Genomic DNA, 19087 nt, shown 5'->3' with positions numbered 1-19087 from the left:
GATGGATTGGAATACGATGCTTTCATATCATTGGGGAGCGATGATGCCGGAATTCGTCATCCTTGGAACGGCGATGGCCCTTTCCATATTGGACTTATTCTGGCCGAAGCATTTTAATCGGAGAAAGCTGGCCTGGTTGGCCCTTACCGGTATCATACTGGCCTTTTTCTCCTTGATAAGTTTGTTTTCTTTTGAAACGGTAAGTATCTTATCCGATACTTTTCGGTTAGATTCTTTTGCAAAAGCGTTTAAGCTAATCTTACTGTTAGGAGCGGGGTTAATCATCCTGCTTGCAGAGAGCTATGAGCCCAAGGAAGGGTTGAAGGAGCATCGCGGGGAATTTTATTATCTGTTCCTGGCGGCGTTGCTTGGAGCAATGATCATGACATCAAGTGGGGACTTGATCACGTTATTTGTTGGCCTGGAGTTGCTATCACTTTCTTCCTATATATTATCGGGCATACGTAAACAAAATACGAAGTCCAATGAAGCGGCCATGAAATACGTAATTAATGGAGGAATCTCTACAGCCATCACTCTGTTTGGCATGAGTTATTTGTATGGTGTGACGGGATCGGTGAATCTGGGGGAAATGAGCCGAACGATGGCAGGCATGACAGATGGTCAACTGCTCTACATTACGGGGCTCGCTTTCTTCATGGTTTTCATCGGTTTATCTTTTAAAATTGCCGCTACCCCCTTTCACATGTGGGCTCCGGATGTTTACGAAGGGGCGCCTACGCCCGTCACCGCCTTTTTAAGCGTCATCTCGAAAACAGCTGGATTTGTAATCCTTCTGCGTATTTTTCTCTCCTTATTCTTGACTGCACCTGGGGATACTCTCGGGGCATTCGACTTTTTCGAGAAAAACAGTGGATATATCGCTTTAGTGTCAGCGGTGACGATGATCGTAGGGAATGTGATTGCATTAAGACAGCAAAATTTAAAACGGTTATTCGCTTATTCGAGTATCGCCCATGCAGGATACCTTCTTGTAGCCGTAACCACATTGGGCGGCGGGTACTTCTTGATGGATACAGTCTGGTTTTACTTACTTGCTTATACACTGATGAACATTGGTGCTTTTGCAATTATTCAAGTGCTCTCGATCCGAAGCGGTTCAGAGGACATCAGTATCCTTGCGGGGCTAGGGAAGAAGTCACCATATCTGGCCATAGCCTTTACTGTGTTTATCCTCTCATTGGCAGGCATTCCGGGAACGGCAGGCTTTATTGGCAAACTGAATATCTTTCTCGGCGCTTTCATTACGGAACCGGGATATTATGTCCTTGCAGGAATCATGATTGCGGCAACAATCGTGTCCTATGTCTATTACTTTGGATTATTGGTCCAAGTCTTTTTCCGGCCGGACCATTCCGGTAAGTTAATAAAGGTGCGTTCGGGTTTGTCCATCGTTATAATGGTTTGTATAGGCGGCACGATCCTATTTGGATTAGCTCCTAATCTTGCCTTTGATTTCCTGCATAACCATTTTGGGGATTTTAAAGACTTTATTTCAAGTGAGTGATATAATGCCTTTATCAGAGGCTGGTTCCAATGGATACAGTCTCTGTCTTTCAATTCTGAAAGATTTTTCACGATTTTTCCTTTTAAATTCCAAATTTAAAGGGGATTTGTGATAGAATGAAAGATGGGTGTCTTTTAGGAGGTATGTACATGTTTTCAACAATGGGACAGCAGGCCTTGCTGGGTATCATTTCCCACTTGTTCTTCATCGCAGTTACATGGTGGGCTCTGCAGGCTTTACATTTTGATAAGATATTAAGATCCAATTCGGTCATTAAGGCTAGGGTACTTTATATTTTATTGACGGTGGCCATTGGTTCTGTTGTGAGTGATTTCTTCCTTGACTACCTAGGACTTGCTAACCAACTTCCATATATGTTTAGCGATGATTAAATAAGCTATAAGATTTCATGTATAGCAAAATATGATTCTTCTTGTATTCGCCATTATTCTACTGATTTTTATAGCATTAGCAGAAAGCATCATCAAATGTCAGGAAATGAAAAGTATGAACTCTCCTTTTTTGGAAATAATGCTTTAAAGGGGAGGGATTTAACATGTTTGCAGAGAGTAAAAAAATGTTATTATACATAGTAATTCTTGGTTTGACGGTGTTTTTAATTGGGAATAGTACAATTGTGGCAAAAGGCAAAGCCGATATAGTGAAATTGGTGGAGCTACTGCAACAAGATAAAGCGGTAAACATAGGAGATTGGTCTGTGTACGCGCGCGAGAAAAATAAAGAGATCACAACTAAACAAGAGTTTGAAAGAGAAGTGATCGCATTAAAACGAAAATATCCTCAATTTGATTGGAACCGGGAAGACGGCGCTTCCGCACAGAAGGCTGAGGCGTTACTTTACCATGCCGATTCGGGCCTGACGGAGTCTATTAAATTGATGACAACCGAGGATGAATCTGATAAAGTTACCTATGTCATTTACGAAGTCAAGGGACAAGAATGGAAGGAAGGCTACCCTGCTTACTTTACCAGTACGTACCAAAATAGAGTGAATGACATATTTAAGGGAACTCCTTCAATTTTTTCTTGTATTACGGGGTCTATCAATGATAATATGGATTCGATTTTAAACTCTAAAACCGAAAGCCTGTTAGATAAGTTCCAAGCGAGGGAAATTGAGAGTGTGCATGAAACAAACTTTACATCTATATCTGCACATTCAACTTTGTTTAAACAACCTTTGACTAAAGAAAAATTAAATTTGCAGTTTGGGCTACGGACAGAAGGATTGGGTGACCGGACGAACTTTGTAATTGGCACACCAATCATAACGTTTGAATATTAATATAGAGAAAATGGACGCGGAGGGGAATACTTTTGGAAAAAATCATCGTCCGCGGCGGCAACAGGCTTAGCGGGACAGTTAAAGTAGAAGGTGCTAAAAACGCCGTTTTGCCAGTTATCGCTGCAACATTATTAGCAAGTGATGGGAAAAGTATCATTAAAGACGTTCCTACGCTCTCCGATGTATATACAATCAACGAAGTATTGCGCAACTTAAACACAGATGTTGCCTTTCAAGATAATCAAGTAACTGTAGATGCATCAAGAGAGTTATTAGACGAAGCACCATTTGAATATGTACGTAAAATGAGAGCTTCCGTTTTAGTAATGGGATCATTATTAGCAAGGAATGGCCGGGCCCGCGTTGCTTTACCGGGTGGTTGTGCCATCGGTTCCCGTCCTATCGATCAGCATTTAAAAGGCTTTGAAGCGATGGGAGCAAAAGTGAAGGTCGGCAATGGTTTCATTGACGCTGAGGTAGATGGAAGACTTAAGGGAGCAAGAGTGTATCTTGATTTCCCAAGCGTAGGTGCCACTGAAAATATCATGATGGCAGCGACACTTGCTGAAGGTACGACTATTCTGGAAAACGTGGCGAAAGAGCCTGAAATCGTGGACCTAGCTAATTTCCTTAATAAAATGGGTGCCAAAGTTAAAGGCGCTGGTACGGGTACATTGAAAATCGAAGGTGTCCATAAATTATATGGTGCTGAACATTCAATTATACCTGACCGCATCGAGGCTGGAACATTTATGACTGCTGCTGCACTTACTGGTGGTAACGTTCTTGTTCAAGGTGCCGTTCCTGAACATCTTACGTCCCTCATTGCCAAAATGGAAGAGATGGGTGTTACGATCATCGAAGAACAAGATGGATTGCGTGTAATCGGTCCTAAAACCTTGAAGGCCATTGATATTAAAACAATGCCCCATCCTGGTTTCCCGACTGATATGCAATCACAGATGATGGCATTATTATTGCGTGCTGAAGGAACAAGTATGATCACGGAGACCGTCTTCGAGAACCGTTTCATGCATGTTGAAGAATTCCGTCGCATGAATGCCAATGTTAAAATAGAAGGTCGTTCGGTTATTGTTAACGGGCCAACCAACCTTCAAGGTGCAGAAGTTTCTGCCACTGACTTGCGTGCTGCTGCTGCGCTTATCCTGACTGGATTGGTTGCAGAGGGCATTACCCGTGTTACAGAATTAAAGCATCTTGACAGAGGATACGTGAATTTCCATGGTAAATTAGCATCATTGGGTGCTGATGTGGAACGTATTAATGAAGAGGTTCCAGCAGAAACGAAAATAGCGGATTTGAACGCTTAAGAGTACTTATTAAAACCCATTCGGGCTTCATTCCTTGAAGCCCGAATGGGTTTTTTGTTGTGTGCTGGGATAAAGAAAGCTAACCTGGGCACCTGACACTTTTCTATTCATAAAAGCTTGTCCTTCGACATACATTTATCATGTAGAGAAACCTGCTGGATTTAGTTTGTAAAAAAGCAGAGAACAAGTGTAGGGAGGCCCAGGAATTTGAAAGCAATGAAACCTGTGATTGTACTATCCATAGCTGTAGCATTCGTCATTATCATGATTCCAGCAGTGCTTGTGCTTCCGTTTTCCAATGATGTAACAAGTGGGGAGTTAGCTGAACAATTAGAGAAAAAAGAGAAGGAAGAAGGAAAAGAAGTGGCTGCAAATAAAATGAGTTCCATTGATGTGGCCGTGTACCGGACGGCTACCCAAAAGATTCAAAAGCTTCCACTTGAAACATATCTATCTGGTGTTGTGGCAGCAGAGATGCCTGCGGACTTTGAGGAAGAAGCGTTGAAGGCGCAAGCATTGACGGCAAGGACCTACATCGTGAATCAGTTGATGAGCAATAATCGCCGGGGGTTGCCAAAAGGAGCTGATGTAGGGGATACGGTAATGCATCAAGTGTATAAGAATGATAACGAGCTGAAGAAGCAGTGGGGCTCTGATTATAAATGGAAAATGAAAAAGATAGATAAAGCCATTAAGGCAACGGAAGGCAAGATATTGACCTATGATGGAAAACCGATCACCGCCACTTTCTTTTCGACAAGCAATGGGTATACGGAGAACTCCGAGGAATATTGGCAAGCAGAGTTTCCCTACTTGAAAAGCGTGTCTAGCCCATGGGATAAAGAATCGCCGAAATTCTATAATAAGATGGTGGTCGATGCGGGAGATTTCGAGAGAAAGTTAGGAGTGAGTTTATCATCGGGGACGACAATCGGTACAGTCGTTCAAAGGACAACCGGAAATCGAGTGGCTCTAGTTGAAATTGGAGGGAAGAAATTGACGGGTATGCAAATCCGGGAAAAACTCGGGTTGAATTCCTCCGACTTTGATTGGGAGCGTCAAGGGAATCAAATCGTCATTACGACAAAAGGATATGGTCATGGAGTGGGAATGAGTCAGTATGGTGCCAATGGGATGGCCCGGGAAGGGAAAAACTATGAAGACATCGTGAAGTATTATTACAAAGGCGTCAAAGTACAGTCCTCAAGTAAGTGGATCAATACCATGACAGCAAAAAAATGAGAGTAGGGGTTTTCCCAGCTCTCATTTTTTTGCGCCGAATTTTTCTAGTAGGGTCAGAAAGCCTCGTTTATGCTTGAAGTAGTGATACTGCACATGAAAATAGACAGCGAGCACGCCAATGATGTCCTTCGCCACATCAATCAAGGATGCAGAGCGGTATGGGATGAATGACTGGTGATATTCATCAACGATACCGTATAGACCGGCAACGAATGCAGCTACCAAACTAAATCCAGGCTTCAACTTATGATGAACAGCAAGTGCAGAAACGAATAATATGTACAAAATCGCAAATTCGACTAAATGGAGCGCCTCTTTAATGAATCGATCCACTGTTGAGGACGGGAGGTCAAGGATGATGTCGTCAGGTTTACTCGACATTATCCAAATAGCAATCATGTAAAGAAAAGGTAGAATCGTTACTAAGATTTTAATGGTCTTTTTCATCAATTAAACATCCTTCAATAGCAAGATACCAAACATTTTACCATTCTACGAATAAAATCGGATTCTTTTTCATAAAATAAATCTAAAATTTTTTTCACTCGAATGTATATAATCTTGGCAAAATGTTCAGAATGGTTGCTGAGGTGATTAATATGAGAGAGGAAGAAAAAAGACCAACTTCCAAAATCCAACGAATACTCAAAAAGCGTTGGGCATTATCAGCAATCTATATCGCAAGTGCAGCCTTAATCTTAGCCGCGGCCTTTTTATTACAAAATAGTTTTGATGATTCAGCTAAGGACGAGAAAAAGGATTCAGCTGAAACAGGAAAAAACTATGATCAGCCTTCAGTCGAAGTGAATAGTGATCTGGAAACCGTTAAGATGCCTGTAGCCAATGCCGATAAAACGGTCATCAAAAAACAATTCTATGACGTGAATGCAGATGAGAAGGCACAAGAAGATGCGTTGGTCTTCTACAACAATAGATATGAGCAGAATAAAGGGATCGACATTGCAATGGAAGATGGAAAATCTTTCGATGTGAAAGCATCATTGAGCGGTAATGTATCGAAAGTACAGGAAGACGCTCTACTTGGCAATTTGATTGAAGTTGAGCATGAAGATGGCGTCGTTACTCGTTATCAATCTGTTAAGGATATCAAGGTTGCCGTTGGGGACAAAGTGAAACAAGGACAAGCTATCGCAACTTCAGGCAAAAGCCAAATCAATGAAGAGGCAGGCGTTCACGTTCACTTCGAAATCAGAAAAGACGACATCGCGTTGAATCCAGTTGATTTTATTGAAAAGCAAGCATCCGCTATACAAACAGCAACTGAAGAAACAGAAGGTAACAAGGATGATTCAGCAGGCAAAGAAGAAGCACCTGCTTCCGAGGGTTCTGAAAAAGGGACAGAGGAATCACCAGCAACGGGCGAATCTGATGCAGGCACTGAGCTAGAAAGTGGCACTGAAGATGATAACTCCACCCCAGCTGAAGATTCTACCGAGAAAAGCGATTCTTTGGAAGATTCATTAAAGGAAGCAAATTAATCACAATAAAAAATTCAAATACAATCAAAACATAAACCATGAGCGTTAAGAAGTACAACAACTGAAAATTTGGTAAAAAGAGGGCCGTTCAATTTGAACGGCTCCCTTTTTTAATTTCAGGGAAAAAGTGGAATATGTGAGAAAAAGTCTGAGTATCTGACATATTTCTCGGGAAATAATGCAGTTACTGGAAAAGGAACGGCAGAATATTGATAAATAAAACGAAACGCCCTGTCCATTAGGCATATATTCTTAACCAAGCTAATAAGATGTTATAAACCATGCAAAGAGAGTGTTTGAGGTGAGGGGTCGTTTATTACAAATAATCTAATAGTTGATCATTCTATCTTTCATTGTTTATAAGACAGGGGTATTCGATTCGAAAAATACGAATCTCATTTCACACTTCTCACATCCAATTTGGGGAGGTCGAGTGGTGTGCACGATTACATCAAAGAAAGAACTATCAAGATAGGCAAGTATATCGTGGAAACTAGAAAAACGGTCCGCGTCATTGCAAAAGAATTCGGTGTCTCTAAAAGTACAGTCCATAAAGATTTAACGGAGAGGCTTCCGGAAATTAATCCTGAATTGGCTAACGAAGTGAAGGATATATTGGATTACCATAAATCCATTCGTCACCTTCGGGGTGGAGAAGCGACCAAGCTCAAATATAAACGGTCAGAAAAAGAAGAAGAAATCGCTAAGTAAATCACAAATGCATTCCGGAAATTGGAAATGATTCCAAGGAATTAGGGTAAAGACAAAGGATGGCATATAAACATGTCCTTTTCTACACCTAAGTCAGGAACCTCCAACCCGGAATTTTTTTATGGATTAATTTTGTTAATATGGAAATCCTTTATATATCTATGTTAAATAGGATAATCCGGGGCAGGTTTCGTTTTTATTTGTATTTCATACTTCTTCTTGACAAGACGATATGGTAAAATAAACAATTAGGACAGAATTAGGTTTTATGTGAGGATATTCAAGGAGGATTTAAGAAATGTTTGCTAGAGATATTGGGATAGATCTTGGAACAGCCAATGTTCTAATACATGTCAAAGGTAAAGGAATAGTGTTAAATGAGCCTTCGGTAGTAGCCATTGATAAGAATACGAACCGTGTTCTTGCTGTTGGTGATGAGGCTCGTAAAATGGTAGGCCGGACACCAGGAAACATTGTTGCAATTCGCCCTCTAAAAGACGGTGTCATTGCTGACTTCGATGTAACGGAAATGATGCTTAAGCATTTTATAAATAAGTTAAATGTGAAAGGCTTTCTTTCTAAGCCACGGATTTTGATTTGCTGTCCAACAAACATCACGAGTGTTGAACAAAAGGCAATCAAAGAGGCTGCTGAAAAAAGTGGCGGGAAAAAAGTATTCCTTGAAGAAGAACCTAAAGTGGCTGCAATCGGTGCTGGCATGGATATTTTCCAACCAAGCGGTAACATGGTCGTGGATATTGGCGGTGGTACAACGGATATCGCGGTTCTTTCAATGGGAGATATCGTTACGTCTTCTTCGATCAAAATGGCCGGTGATAAATTCGATAATGAAATCTTACACTACGTTAAACGTAAGTATAAGCTCCTAATCGGTGAACGTACAGCTGAAAATATCAAAATGCAGGTTGCGACGGTATTCCCAGGTTCACGCAATGAAGAAATTGATATACGCGGACGTGATATGGTTTCAGGCTTACCTAGGACCATCTCCGTTAACTCGGAAGAAATCGAGGAGGCGCTGCGTGAACAAGTCTCCGTTATCGTACAAGCTGCCAAAGCCGTGCTTGAACGGACACCACCAGAACTTTCTGCTGATATTATTGACCGTGGCGTGATATTAACAGGTGGTGGAGCATTGCTTCATGGCATCGACCTGCTTTTAGCAGAAGAACTTAAAGTCCCTGTACTCGTTGCAGAGCATCCAATGGATTGCGTAGCGATTGGAACGGGAATCATGTTAGATAATATGGATAAATTGCCAAGGCGCAAATTCAATTAAAAAAAAGCGGCCGTAAAAAGCTGCATTATAAGATAAGGGTCTAAGGTTCAGACACACATGAAGCATAGTGAAAGTCCGTGCAGTTCTAGTACTGATGAGCAATAGACCCTATTCTTTTAGTTTGGAACTTTAACACTATTCCTTTAAATTTGACCTATCCTAAAACAAGAAATGAATGATTCTGGACCAAGCATTTATTTTCCCCTTAAATACAGACGATTATATCCGATAAGATACATATAGGAAATGAACGGAATACTTTTGTGGAATGAGGAGTGAAATAAAATGTTAAGAGGTTTTTATACAGCCGCTTCTGGAATGCTTACACAGCAAAGACGCACAGAAATGCTAACGAATAATATCTCCAATGCGAATACAACCGGGTTTAAAGCCGATCAAACCAGTGTACGGTCTTTTCCGGAAATGTTACTTGGCAATATGCAGCGTAATGCAATACCTACCGAAAATAATTTAAGCGTGCCCAAGTTATCGCAAGTGGGCAGTCTTAGTACAGGCGTTTATGTACAAGAAGCGAGTCCATTGTTCACGCAAGGGACCCTTGAAGAAACGGAGCTTAGTACCGATATTGCCTTAGCAGATGAAAATCTTCCCATCAATGAGGAAACGGGGAAGGCCGGGTCGGTCCTTTATACCGTCCAAGATAAAGACGGGCAAATGCGTTATACAAGGGACGGCAGTTTCACTCTGGATGGTCAAGGCTATTTGACGAATTCTAAAGGCTATTATGTTTTGGACGAGAACCATGAACGGATACAGCTTGAGAATGATCGCTTCACCGTGACCGAAAAGGGAATGATCTTTGAAGGCAATAATCAAGCGGCCCGCCTTGGCATCGGTTATGCAGACGACCCCACTAAACAGCTCGTGAAAGATGGCGAAGGGTTATATAGGGCTGTCGATAATGAATTGCCCAATGCGTATGCAGCAGAAGGATTGACCTTCTCCACGAAACAAGGTTTCCTTGAGGGATCTAATGTCGATCAATCGAGGACGATGACGGAAATGATGTCGGCGTACCGATCTTTTGAAGCGAATCAAAAAGTACTTCAAGCTTATGATAAGAGTCTCGATAAAGCGGTTAATGAAGTGGGGAAACTCTAATTACGGATTTGTAGAAGGAATCTTTAGGAAATTTGAACAGTAAGGGGAATGTCTATGAATCGAACGATGTTATCCGCGACGAATACACTCAACCAAATTCAAAGTCAAATTGATCAGATCAGCAATAATATTGCTAATGTGGATACCACGGCTTATAAAAAGACGCAAACCAGCTTTAGTGATATGTTAACCCAAAGTTTTAATAATCAGCCGAGTGAGACGAAGGAAATCGGAAGACTGACCACACCGGGCATTCGTCAGGGAACGGGTGCCAAATTAAATCCATCCCAAATCGTGCTGACACAAGGTTCGCTAAAGAATACCGATCGCAACCTGGATGTGGCATTGACGAAGGAAGATCTATTTTTCACGGTAAACGTACAGGATGACGGAGGGACCAACACTCGTTTAACGAGAGATGGCGCTTTTTATCTTTCTCCTAACGAGGCGAACCCAGATCAAATGATGCTCGTTAACTCAGCTGGACATCAAGTCCTTGATGAATATGGGAATCCGATTCTAATTGATGGCAGCATCAAAGATATTAAGGTTTCGGAAGAAGGTTTATTGAATGTGGATACAGAAGAATATGGAGAGCGAAGCTTCGGTCTTGGTATCGTTTCTGTAAAAAAACCGCAATTCCTGGAACAATTGGGGGGGAATCTGTTGGGGCTCCCGGGCAACCTCGGTGAATTGGGTGTTGCGGAAGACGACATCATGACGCTATTGACGGGGGATGACCGTACGGAAATCGCAGTGAAACAAGGTTCACTTGAATCATCAAACGTCGATCTATCAAAAGAGATGACGGATTTGATCAATGCCCAACGTCAATATCAATTTCAATCCCGGGCGATAACGATGGCCGATCAAATGGGTGGACTGATTAATGGGATTCGGTAAGCGCGATAGGGTATAAAATCATGGCTTTAGGTTTCATATTGAAGCGTTTTTCATTATACTTTAGCAAAGAGGACCGTTGACGCTCATTCATTTTGACATGGCATGTGATTTGATGCTTCTATTTATGTATAAGCCAAGACGCTTTTATTCGGCGAGTTTTCTGAAAAAAGGAGCTTTTGTATGGGTATGGAACAAAAAAGTGTAATGAGACAAGAAGTGAGTGAAGAGGTCAAGGAAGCAAAAACAACGCAACCGAACCGAAGAATCAAGGTCCGGCTTTTGCCGATCTGGCTGCGTTTACTTATGATCATCGGATTGATATTCATCGCTTTACTTGCCGGTTCACTAATAGGCTATAGTGTGATTGGCGGAGGGCAGGCAACGGATGTTTTCAAGAAATCCACATGGACCCATATCATCGATATTGTAAATGAAGATGCATAGAAATAGTCTGTCGACGCAGTTGCCACCGTTTTAGAAAATTTCAATTGGCAACAACATGCCTCTTCCCTATGTAAGGGAGGGGCGAGTTTTCGTTAAAAGTAGGCAATATCATTATTAGGAGGAAAAGCCATGTTAGATATTACGCAGATAAAGGACATCATCCCCCATCGTTACCCTTTTTTATTAGTTGACCGGATTATTGAAGTGGAAGATGGGAAAAGAGCTGTAGGATTAAAAAATGTATCAGCCAATGAAGAATTTTTCAATGGCCACTTTCCGGATTACCCTGTTATGCCGGGTGTATTGATTGTGGAGGCGTTAGCGCAAGTAGGTGCTGTAGCTGTATTGAAACAAGAAGAATTTAAAGGGCGGCTGGCCTTTTTTGCAGGAATCGATAACTGTCGTTTCAAGCGCCAGGTAAAACCGGGAGATCAACTCCGCCTCGAAGTAGAAATTATTCGGTTAAGGGGATCGGTTGGTAAAGGAAAAGCGGTCGCAACAGTAGATGGCGAAGTTGCCTGTGAAACGGAAATCATGTTCGCTTTTGGAGATAAATAAGCTTAAAAGGGCTAAATATGGACATTTTGAGCAAGAATGTTTAAGAAGAACGAATTAGGTGTACATAATACATATACGATGCAGCTGATAGCTACAATGATTGCAGTTAGTTGTGTACAACCATTTTTTCTCCCTTTGATGCCGGACATTTATGTCCGGCATCTTTTATATGCAGAAGTTCAAGCATATTTTACTAATTAAAAATAAGGCGCAAGTTATTTTTACATTCGGGCAAAATACTAAATGATAAAGAATGAAGGGAGGTTACCTACTCATGATGAAGAAAAGACTTTATGCGCTAATCGGGGGATCTTTGATGTCTGCCATGTTCCTTGCTGGATGTGGAAATGATGATGACAACAATCCTGCACCCGAGAATGACAACATGATCGAAGAAAATCAAAATGATGGTGTCGATGATAACGGAGGCACTGGAAACGATAATAACAATCTTGATACGGATAACGACGGTATGATCGAAAATGATGATACGATGAATGGCGATGACAATAACAATACAACGAACAACAACAATGATTCCGATGATTTAATTGAAGATGCTGAGAAAAAAGGCAAAGATAACAAATAAAAGGCATATAAAGAGGACTGGCTTAGCAATGGCGGGTGTAATTCCCTTCAGCTAAGCCAGTTTTTTATTTTATGGACGATTTATAGGTGGCCAGTTTAGGTCTGGATTTAATTTTTTTCTTGAATTCCCTGATTAAATCCTCGCCCTCCAAGCCTTTATAGACTAAATCCTCAAGAAGAAGTTCTGCATATTTTGTGTGGTTTTTTTTGATATGGCCGACAAATAAAAGGCTATAGTGACCATCGACTTTTTTAATGGTGCGCAGGACGGTATCGAATAAAGCGGGTTCATTGTCTTTTTTCGTTATAACAGCCTGAATGGTCACTTCTCCATCAATATCAGGAAGTGAGGATGCAAACTCATGAAAATGTTTTTCTGCCACAAAGGCCTCTAGGAGCCACGAGCTGATATCATTTTCTTTATTAATGATGAGTCCATCGGCTAAGGGTATATCAATTAATCGTGAATCCTCTGTAACAATCTGTAGATAGATTAATTTGAAAGATTTCATTAAATACCTCCATTCCTTGCCTTTATGAAGAAGACAGTCAAATGCCCATTTATCCCTGTTAATTCCTTTTAAAGGTAATTATATCATACTAGAATATTTTGATTTTTTAAAATGATAAACCTAAAAATACGCTAAAAGTAAAAAAAAGTCCAAATTGATAGGTTTAAGCTTTTTAGTAAACAAGTTTTCTGCAAAAAAGAGTTATGGGTGTAATATAACGTTTTTTAAAGCTAAAATGAGTGGCATTCGTCCATTTTGTCGATTTCCCCTTTTTAAAAGAAAATCTTATGATTAAATCATGAAAGGAAAGGAGGAAGAAGATGATAAATCAGGTAACTCTTGTCGGACGATTGACGAAGGATCCCGAATTAAGGTATACGCCAGATGGCAAGGCGGTTTCCAATATTACTTTAGCTGTGAACCGTAATTTTCGTAGTAATGCAGGGGATTACGAGGCTGACTTTGTACACTGTACCCTTTGGAAAAGAACAGCCGAAAATACAGCACAATATTGTAAAAAAGGTTCGATTGTCGGGATTACGGGCAGAATTCAAACGAGGAGATATGACAACCAAGAGGGTAAAAAAGTATATGTCACCGAAGTTATTGCCGAGCTGGTTCAATTCATAGGGACTAAGCAACAGAATGATGGCAAGGCAAAGGAATTCGAACATATTGGTTTATAGCTTACTTGGAGGTGAAGCATGAGTGAAAAAAGTGGAATGCTTTCCAACGGGCAGAAGCGAAACCGACTCCTGTTCAGTTCGATGCAGGATAAGCAACGAGTAGAACAACTCATTGGTGACTTAATTGGGCATGTGGCCAAGACCCATGTCCAAACAAAAGAGAATGAAGATGAGTTGAAACACCTCAGGTTAAAAGTAGCCCAATTAGAATCGTATAACAAGTATTTACATGAACATAATGAAAAATTAGACAAAAGGGTTACAAATTTAGAGAAAGTTGGTGAATTATAAAAAGCGATACCCTTCGAAAAGTATACTAATAGTGGCAAGTCCCTGTTATTTTCCTATTTCCCCAAGCCGACTTGGCTTTTCCCCGCAAGTGTCCCCGAATCCCCTCATAAAAAGAATCAAAAGCTTGATTCTTCCCCTTTTTGGAATGACTGTACTTGTACAGTCATTCTTTTTATGAAGCTAATACTATAGAACTAAATAAAAAATATTATTCTGTTAAGTTAGAATTTTAAGAAAATATATTGTAAAATGTTAAGTTTGATGTAATAATAAACCAAATAATATTAAAAATGTAAAATATGGATATAAAGGAAGTGATATTATGAGTATTCCAATTATTGAAGTCAACGGGTTACGAACGAGTTTTCGTACTGACGATGGAGAGATTCCTGTCGTGAACTCCATCGATTTTCATATCAATCCTGGTGAGGTGTTAGGAATTGTCGGGGAATCGGGCTGTGGGAAAAGCGTAACCTCTTTGTCTATCATGGGGCTTGTGCCTTCGCCTACCGGTAAGGTAGAAGGGGAAATATTGTTTAAGGGAAGTAACATTGCCAACGCATCTGAAGCTAAAATGAGAAAGATTCGGGGAAATGAAATCGCTATGATCTTCCAGGAACCAATGACAAGCTTGAACCCTGTCTTCACAATTGGAGAACAATTGGTGGAGACACTTCGGATACATAGAAAATGGAATAAAAAACAGGCCCGCCAAAGAGCGGTCGAAATGTTGAAGTTGGTTGGGCTTGGACGAGCCGAAGAACTGATAGATGAATACCCTCATCAGCTTTCGGGCGGGATGAGACAGCGTGTCATGATTGCCATGGCCATGATTTGTGAGCCAAAGCTACTTATAGCGGACGAGCCTACCACGGCCTTGGATGTCACGATTCAAGCCCAGATTTTAGAATTGATGAAGAACCTGAACAAGGAGACAGATACAGCAATCATGATGATCACCCATGACCTTGGTGTAGTGGCACAAATGTGTGAGCGTGTCATAGTCATGTATGCCGGAAGGGTGGTCGAGGAGGGAAAAGTGCAAACGGTTTTTCAAAACCCGAAGCATCCGTATACGATTGGCCTCCTGCAATCGATTCCTGATATGCGCGTAAAGAAGGAACGGCTTTATTCAATTCCTGGAAATGTGCCAAAACCGGGAACGAGCAAACTTGGCTGCCAGTTTGCCCCTCGCTGTTCTCATGCGATGGAGCAATGCCTGAATGAAACCCCGTCTCTTCTGGCGTTTGATGGAGGGCAACAAGTGCGTTGTTGGCTGTACGAAGATGCGAAAGGAGCACCATTGCATGACTCAACCATTAGTTAAGGTAGAAAACCTGAAGAAGCATTTCCCAATCAAAGGGGGAGTGCTCGGTAAAACGATCGGCGAGGTGAAAGCCGTCGATGGCTTGTCATTCTCCATAAACAAAGGGGAGACGCTTGGCCTTGTCGGTGAAAGCGGATGCGGTAAATCGACGACGGGCAGACTTTTGCTTCGATTACTCGAGCCAAGTGAAGGTAATGTCTACTTTGAGGGTAAGGACCTGACGACACTATCCACCCGTGAAATGAGGAAGATGCGCCGCGAAATGCAAATGGTCTTTCAAGATCCATTCGCCTCGCTCAATCCTAGGCACACGGTTGAAAAGATATTGGAAGAACCACTCATCGTCCATGGTGTCAAAGATAAGAAAGAACGGAAAAAGCGTGTGCAGGAGCTACTTAAGGTTGTTGGGTTAAGCAGTTACCATGCCAAACGATACCCACATCAGTTCAGTGGTGGTCAGAGGCAACGTATTGGCATCGCCAGGGCTCTAGCCGTCAATCCGAAGCTGATTATCGCGGATGAGCCTGTTTCGGCTTTGGATGTTTCCATTCAAGCACAGGTGTTAAATCTCCTACAAGATTTGCAGAGGGATTTTGACCTCACTTATCTTTTCATTGCCCATGATCTAGGAGTCGTTAGGCATATCTCGGATCGGGTAGGCGTGATGTATCTAGGACATATTGTTGAATTGACGGAAAGTGAAGGGCTTTATGAAGATCCGCTACATCCGTATACACAAGCCTTACTATCGGCGGTTCCGATTCCGGATGTAGAGTATAAGGGCGATAGGGTCATATTGCAAGGCGATGTCCCGAGTCCATCCAACCCGCCTAGCGGATGCACATTCCATACAAGGTGCCCGAAAGCGATGCCAGAATGCAAGACTGTAAAACCAATTTTACAGGAACACAAACCAGGTCACTACGTCTCTTGTCATTTATATAATTGATAGGACGTATACATAAATTTATAGAAAATAGGGGGAAGAATATGAAGAAGACATTAGCTTTATTGTTAACCAGTATTTTAGCCATTTCACTTGCGCTTGCTGGCTGTTCATCATCAACATCGAAAGATAAGGATGACGAAAAAGGCGGCTCAAGCGAGGCAAAGGGCGGCGGGGTTTTAATATACGGTAAAGGCGGAGATGCGGTTTCACTTGATCCTGCTATCGTAACGGATGGCGAGTCTTATATCGTCACACAGCAAATCTATGAAACACTTGTGAAATACGGAGAAGACAATACGGAAATCGAACCGGGTCTTGCAGAGTCATGGGAAGTTTCCGAAGATGCGAAAACTTATACGTTCAAGCTGAAAACAGGCATTAAGTTCCACGATGGCACGGATTTCAACGCGGAAGCGGTCGTTAAGAACTTTCAGCGCTGGGCAACAAGTAAGGATGAAGCGAAATTTGCTTACTATGCTTCCATGTTCGGTGGCTTTGAAGGTGACGAAGGCCACGTGATTAAAGAAGTAAAAGCTCTTGATGATAGCACAGTGGAATTCACACTAGTACGCCCACAAGCACCATTCTTGAAAAACGTTGCGATGTCACCATTTGCCATTGCAAGTCCAACGGCAGTTGAGAAAGATGGAGACAATTTCGGCAAGAATCCGTCTGGAACGGGTCCTTTCAAGTTCAAATCATGGAAACCAGGCGACACGATTGAAGTCGTGAAAAATGAAGACTATTGGCAAGAAGGATTGCCAAAACTTGATGGCATCACGTTTAAAGTCATCAAAGATAACTCGGCTCGTTTGAATGCAGCAATCAAAGGTGAAGTCGACCTAATGGACGGATTGAACCCAAGTGATATCAGCAAAGTGACAGGGGACAAAAATCTTCAAATCTTTGAACGTCCATCCATGAACGTTGGCTACTTTGGATTTAACGTTGAAAAAGCGCCATTTGATAAAAAAGAAGTGCGTCAAGCCATTTCCCATTTGATCAACAAACAGGAAATCATCGATAACTTCTTTGAAGGAACGGCTGAGCCTGCGAAGAACCCGATGCCACCATCCGTTTCTGGATACAATGATGAAATTGAAGACTACGATTACAATGTAGAAAAGGCAAAAGAACTTTTGAAAAAGGCTGGACTTGAAGATGGATTCAAAATGGATCTATGGGCCATGCCGGTACCACGTCCATATATGCCTGATGGTCAAAAAGTCGCTGAAGCCATTCAAGCAAGTCTGAAAGAAGTCAATATTGAAGCCAATATCAAGACGTATGAGTGGGCTGCATACTTGGAAAAAGTACAAGCCGGTGAAGCTCCATCATTCATGCTTGGCTGGACTGGCGATAATGGAGATGCCGATAACTTCCTTTATACATTATTGGATAAAGATACAATCGGTTCAAACAACTACTCTCGCTATGCAAACGAAGAAGTGCATAAATTATTGATTGAAGCTCAATCTACTGCAGATGAAGCGAAGCGTAATGAGTTATATGGAAAAGCACAGGAAATCATACATGAAGAAGCACCTTGGGTACCACTTGTACATTCGTTGCCACAATTAGCTGGTACTAAGACAATCAAAGGATTCGTTCCGCATCCTACAGGTTCTCAGTCTCTAATTAACGTGTCAATCGAAAATTAATTGTACGGACCGGGGGGTATGAATGTATGCTCCCCGGTTTTGTCATGCGAAGTTTAAAGAGGTAAAGAATGAAGGGCGATTAAAAGCCCATGTGTAAAAAAAGGCAGGTGAATGTTTTGTTTTCCTATACCATAAGACGTTTGGGTTCTCTCATTCCGGTGCTTCTCGGAATGGCGTTTATTGTATTCATGATGATTCGGGCGATACCGGGAAACCCCGCCCAGGTAATATTAGGGCAGCAGGCAACGAAAGAAGCCGTCGCTGCCATGACAAAGGAGCTTGGTTTGGACCAACCATGGTTCATTCAGTTCTGGGATTACTTAATTGGCCTGTTAACAGGCAATCTAGGGGTTTCTCTAAAAACGAATACCCCTGTTTCAGAGGAAATTTGGCCTTACTTGACGGCCACGATGGAATTGGCCCTGATTGCGATGATCATAGCGGTTATCATCGGCGTAAATGCCGGAATCATATCGGCATGGTTCCAAAATTCCTGGTTTGATTATACGGCCATGATCGTCGCCTTAATTGGCGTATCGATGCCGATATTCTGGCTTGGTCTTATGGAACAGTATCTCATTGCGATTCAGTGGGACTTGCTTCCAACAACTGGACGGGACAATATAAGAGACCCTGTGGAAGCGATAACGGGCTTTTATTTAATAGATACTCTTGTTTCCGGTAGATTCGATCAATTTATTGAAGTGGTGAAACATCTTATCTTACCGGGAATTGCACTTGCAACCATCCCGATGGCGATCATTGCGAGAATGACACGCTCATCCATGCTAGAAATCATGAGGTCCGATTTCATCCGGACGGCTCGCGCGAAGGGCATGAAAATGTTCTGGGTGGTTTATAAGCACTCCCTGAAAAATGCTTTAATTCCAGTGGTCACCGTTATCGGTCTGCAAACGGGTCTACTATTGGGTGGCGCGATTTTAACGGAAACCATCTTTGGATGGCCGGGTATTGGAACATATATCTATGAAGCTATCCTTTACCGGGATTATCCGGTTATTCAATCGGGAATTCTCGTCATCGCCTTTTTGTTCGTCATGATTAACTTGATTGTGGACCTTTTGTATGCAGCGATTGATCCTAGGATTAAATATAAATAGGGAGGATA

Annotated in this window: 21 protein-coding genes; 19 read left to right on the top strand and 2 right to left on the bottom strand. The window is 41.8% G+C overall.

The window, feature by feature from the left end; translation table 11 throughout:
• Position 1 precedes the first annotated feature (1 nt).
• The 5 genes from nuoN (at position 2) to spoIID (ending at position 5407) form a co-directional block, all read left to right on the top strand.
• The gene (gene nuoN / locus ACQKL0_RS01895) at positions 2-1528 is read left to right on the top strand and encodes an NADH-quinone oxidoreductase subunit NuoN (RefSeq protein ID WP_407408706.1); all 1527 of its coding nucleotides are present in this window, start codon (positions 2-4) and stop codon (positions 1526-1528) included.
• A gap of 149 nt (positions 1529-1677) precedes the next feature.
• Complete coding sequence (locus tag ACQKL0_RS01890) at positions 1678-1920, top strand: DUF1146 family protein (RefSeq protein ID WP_403079706.1); 243 nt, start codon at positions 1678-1680, stop codon at positions 1918-1920.
• A gap of 164 nt (positions 1921-2084) precedes the next feature.
• Complete coding sequence (locus ACQKL0_RS01885) at positions 2085-2834, top strand: YwmB family TATA-box binding protein (protein WP_402954858.1); 750 nt, start codon at positions 2085-2087, stop codon at positions 2832-2834.
• Positions 2835-2866: 32 nt separating this feature from the next.
• Positions 2867-4165, top strand: coding sequence for a UDP-N-acetylglucosamine 1-carboxyvinyltransferase (gene murA / locus ACQKL0_RS01880; protein WP_407408705.1), 1299 nt, complete (start codon positions 2867-2869; stop codon positions 4163-4165).
• A 207-nt stretch (positions 4166-4372) separates the two neighbouring features.
• Positions 4373-5407, top strand: coding sequence for a stage II sporulation protein D (spoIID, locus tag ACQKL0_RS01875; protein WP_402954852.1), 1035 nt, complete (start codon positions 4373-4375; stop codon positions 5405-5407).
• Positions 5408-5428: 21 nt separating this feature from the next.
• Here spoIID and ACQKL0_RS01870 read toward each other — a convergent pair whose 3' ends face one another.
• Positions 5429-5854: a VanZ family protein gene (locus ACQKL0_RS01870; protein WP_407408704.1), complete on the bottom strand. Its 426-nt coding sequence runs from the start codon at positions 5852-5854 to the stop codon at positions 5429-5431.
• Between the two features lie 152 nt (positions 5855-6006).
• Here ACQKL0_RS01870 and ACQKL0_RS01865 point away from each other — a divergent pair, with 152 nt between their 5' ends.
• The 8 genes from ACQKL0_RS01865 (at position 6007) to ACQKL0_RS01830 (ending at position 12533) form a co-directional block, all read left to right on the top strand.
• On the top strand, positions 6007-6906 hold the full coding sequence (locus ACQKL0_RS01865) for a peptidoglycan DD-metalloendopeptidase family protein (protein WP_402954846.1): 900 nt from the start codon (positions 6007-6009) through the stop codon (positions 6904-6906).
• A gap of 438 nt (positions 6907-7344) precedes the next feature.
• On the top strand, positions 7345-7617 hold the full coding sequence (gene spoIIID, locus ACQKL0_RS01860; protein ID WP_402870395.1) for a sporulation transcriptional regulator SpoIIID: 273 nt from the start codon (positions 7345-7347) through the stop codon (positions 7615-7617).
• A 298-nt stretch (positions 7618-7915) separates the two neighbouring features.
• On the top strand, positions 7916-8917 hold the full coding sequence (locus ACQKL0_RS01855) for a rod shape-determining protein (protein WP_402870397.1): 1002 nt from the start codon (positions 7916-7918) through the stop codon (positions 8915-8917).
• Between the two features lie 285 nt (positions 8918-9202).
• Positions 9203-10039, top strand: coding sequence for a flagellar hook-basal body protein (locus tag ACQKL0_RS01850; RefSeq protein ID WP_427650258.1), 837 nt, complete (start codon positions 9203-9205; stop codon positions 10037-10039).
• 54 nt (positions 10040-10093) lie between these two features.
• Complete coding sequence (locus ACQKL0_RS01845; RefSeq protein ID WP_427591717.1) at positions 10094-10942, top strand: flagellar hook-basal body protein; 849 nt, start codon at positions 10094-10096, stop codon at positions 10940-10942.
• 180 nt (positions 10943-11122) lie between these two features.
• A complete protein-coding gene (locus tag ACQKL0_RS01840; protein WP_402870404.1) occupies positions 11123-11386 on the top strand; it encodes a DNA-directed RNA polymerase subunit beta in 264 nt (87 codons plus the stop codon).
• A gap of 129 nt (positions 11387-11515) precedes the next feature.
• A complete protein-coding gene (fabZ, locus tag ACQKL0_RS01835; protein WP_402870407.1) occupies positions 11516-11944 on the top strand; it encodes a 3-hydroxyacyl-ACP dehydratase FabZ in 429 nt (142 codons plus the stop codon).
• Positions 11945-12218: 274 nt separating this feature from the next.
• The gene (locus ACQKL0_RS01830; RefSeq protein ID WP_402954837.1) at positions 12219-12533 is read left to right on the top strand and encodes a hypothetical protein; all 315 of its coding nucleotides are present in this window, start codon (positions 12219-12221) and stop codon (positions 12531-12533) included.
• Between the two features lie 64 nt (positions 12534-12597).
• Here the strand turns inward: ACQKL0_RS01830 and ACQKL0_RS01825 are convergent, their stop codons facing one another.
• Complete coding sequence (locus tag ACQKL0_RS01825) at positions 12598-13044, bottom strand: YwpF family protein (RefSeq protein WP_402870411.1); 447 nt, start codon at positions 13042-13044, stop codon at positions 12598-12600.
• A gap of 320 nt (positions 13045-13364) precedes the next feature.
• On the opposite strand from ACQKL0_RS01825, the gene ssb reads away from it, so the two are divergent.
• From ssb to ACQKL0_RS01795, 6 genes are all read left to right on the top strand, one after another.
• Complete coding sequence (gene ssb, locus ACQKL0_RS01820) at positions 13365-13730, top strand: single-stranded DNA-binding protein (protein WP_427685916.1); 366 nt, start codon at positions 13365-13367, stop codon at positions 13728-13730.
• An 18-nt stretch (positions 13731-13748) separates the two neighbouring features.
• Positions 13749-14021 (top strand): hypothetical protein, encoded by a 273-nt coding sequence (locus ACQKL0_RS01815; RefSeq protein ID WP_402954828.1) that lies wholly within the window; start codon positions 13749-13751, stop codon positions 14019-14021.
• A 322-nt stretch (positions 14022-14343) separates the two neighbouring features.
• Positions 14344-15348, top strand: a complete 1005-nt coding sequence (locus ACQKL0_RS01810; RefSeq protein ID WP_427685914.1) for an ABC transporter ATP-binding protein — start codon at positions 14344-14346, stop codon at positions 15346-15348.
• Positions 15329-16297 carry an ABC transporter ATP-binding protein gene (locus ACQKL0_RS01805; RefSeq protein ID WP_402954822.1) on the top strand — a complete coding sequence of 323 codons (969 nt, stop codon included), beginning with the start codon at positions 15329-15331 and terminating at the stop codon, positions 16295-16297. The genes ACQKL0_RS01810 and ACQKL0_RS01805 overlap by 20 nt, the downstream gene beginning before the upstream one ends.
• A 41-nt stretch (positions 16298-16338) precedes the next feature.
• Positions 16339-17958: an ABC transporter substrate-binding protein gene (locus ACQKL0_RS01800; protein WP_427685912.1), complete on the top strand. Its 1620-nt coding sequence runs from the start codon at positions 16339-16341 to the stop codon at positions 17956-17958.
• Positions 17959-18074: 116 nt separating this feature from the next.
• A complete protein-coding gene (locus ACQKL0_RS01795) occupies positions 18075-19079 on the top strand; it encodes an ABC transporter permease (protein WP_427686050.1) in 1005 nt (334 codons plus the stop codon).
• Positions 19080-19087: the final 8 nt, after the last annotated feature.

Source organism: Peribacillus sp. NPDC097264 (assembly GCF_050277925.1).
Classification (GTDB): Bacteria; Bacillota; Bacilli; order Bacillales; family DSM-1321; genus Peribacillus.
Note: the sequence above shows the minus strand (reverse complement) of the source record. Positions and strands in the feature narration are given on the sequence as shown.

Coding starts and splice junctions, on each gene's coding strand:
- ACQKL0_RS01885 (WP_402954858.1), top strand. CDS start 2,085: ATGTTTGCAGAGAGTAAAAAAATGTTATTATACATAGTAATTCTTGGT.
- ACQKL0_RS01855 (WP_402870397.1), top strand. CDS start 7,916: ATGTTTGCTAGAGATATTGGGATAGATCTTGGAACAGCCAATGTTCTA.
- ACQKL0_RS01840 (WP_402870404.1), top strand. CDS start 11,123: ATGGGTATGGAACAAAAAAGTGTAATGAGACAAGAAGTGAGTGAAGAG.
- ACQKL0_RS01890 (WP_403079706.1), top strand. CDS start 1,678: ATGTTTTCAACAATGGGACAGCAGGCCTTGCTGGGTATCATTTCCCAC.
- ACQKL0_RS01805 (WP_402954822.1), top strand. CDS start 15,329: ATGACTCAACCATTAGTTAAGGTAGAAAACCTGAAGAAGCATTTCCCA.
- ACQKL0_RS01800 (WP_427685912.1), top strand. CDS start 16,339: ATGAAGAAGACATTAGCTTTATTGTTAACCAGTATTTTAGCCATTTCA.
- fabZ (WP_402870407.1), top strand. CDS start 11,516: ATGTTAGATATTACGCAGATAAAGGACATCATCCCCCATCGTTACCCT.
- ACQKL0_RS01810 (WP_427685914.1), top strand. CDS start 14,344: ATGAGTATTCCAATTATTGAAGTCAACGGGTTACGAACGAGTTTTCGT.
- ssb (WP_427685916.1), top strand. CDS start 13,365: ATGATAAATCAGGTAACTCTTGTCGGACGATTGACGAAGGATCCCGAA.
- ACQKL0_RS01870 (WP_407408704.1), bottom strand. CDS start 5,854: ATGAAAAAGACCATTAAAATCTTAGTAACGATTCTACCTTTTCTTTAC.
- ACQKL0_RS01825 (WP_402870411.1), bottom strand. CDS start 13,044: ATGAAATCTTTCAAATTAATCTATCTACAGATTGTTACAGAGGATTCA.
- ACQKL0_RS01830 (WP_402954837.1), top strand. CDS start 12,219: ATGATGAAGAAAAGACTTTATGCGCTAATCGGGGGATCTTTGATGTCT.
- nuoN (WP_407408706.1), top strand. CDS start 2: ATGGATTGGAATACGATGCTTTCATATCATTGGGGAGCGATGATGCCG.
- ACQKL0_RS01815 (WP_402954828.1), top strand. CDS start 13,749: ATGAGTGAAAAAAGTGGAATGCTTTCCAACGGGCAGAAGCGAAACCGA.
- ACQKL0_RS01850 (WP_427650258.1), top strand. CDS start 9,203: ATGTTAAGAGGTTTTTATACAGCCGCTTCTGGAATGCTTACACAGCAA.
- ACQKL0_RS01845 (WP_427591717.1), top strand. CDS start 10,094: ATGAATCGAACGATGTTATCCGCGACGAATACACTCAACCAAATTCAA.
- ACQKL0_RS01865 (WP_402954846.1), top strand. CDS start 6,007: ATGAGAGAGGAAGAAAAAAGACCAACTTCCAAAATCCAACGAATACTC.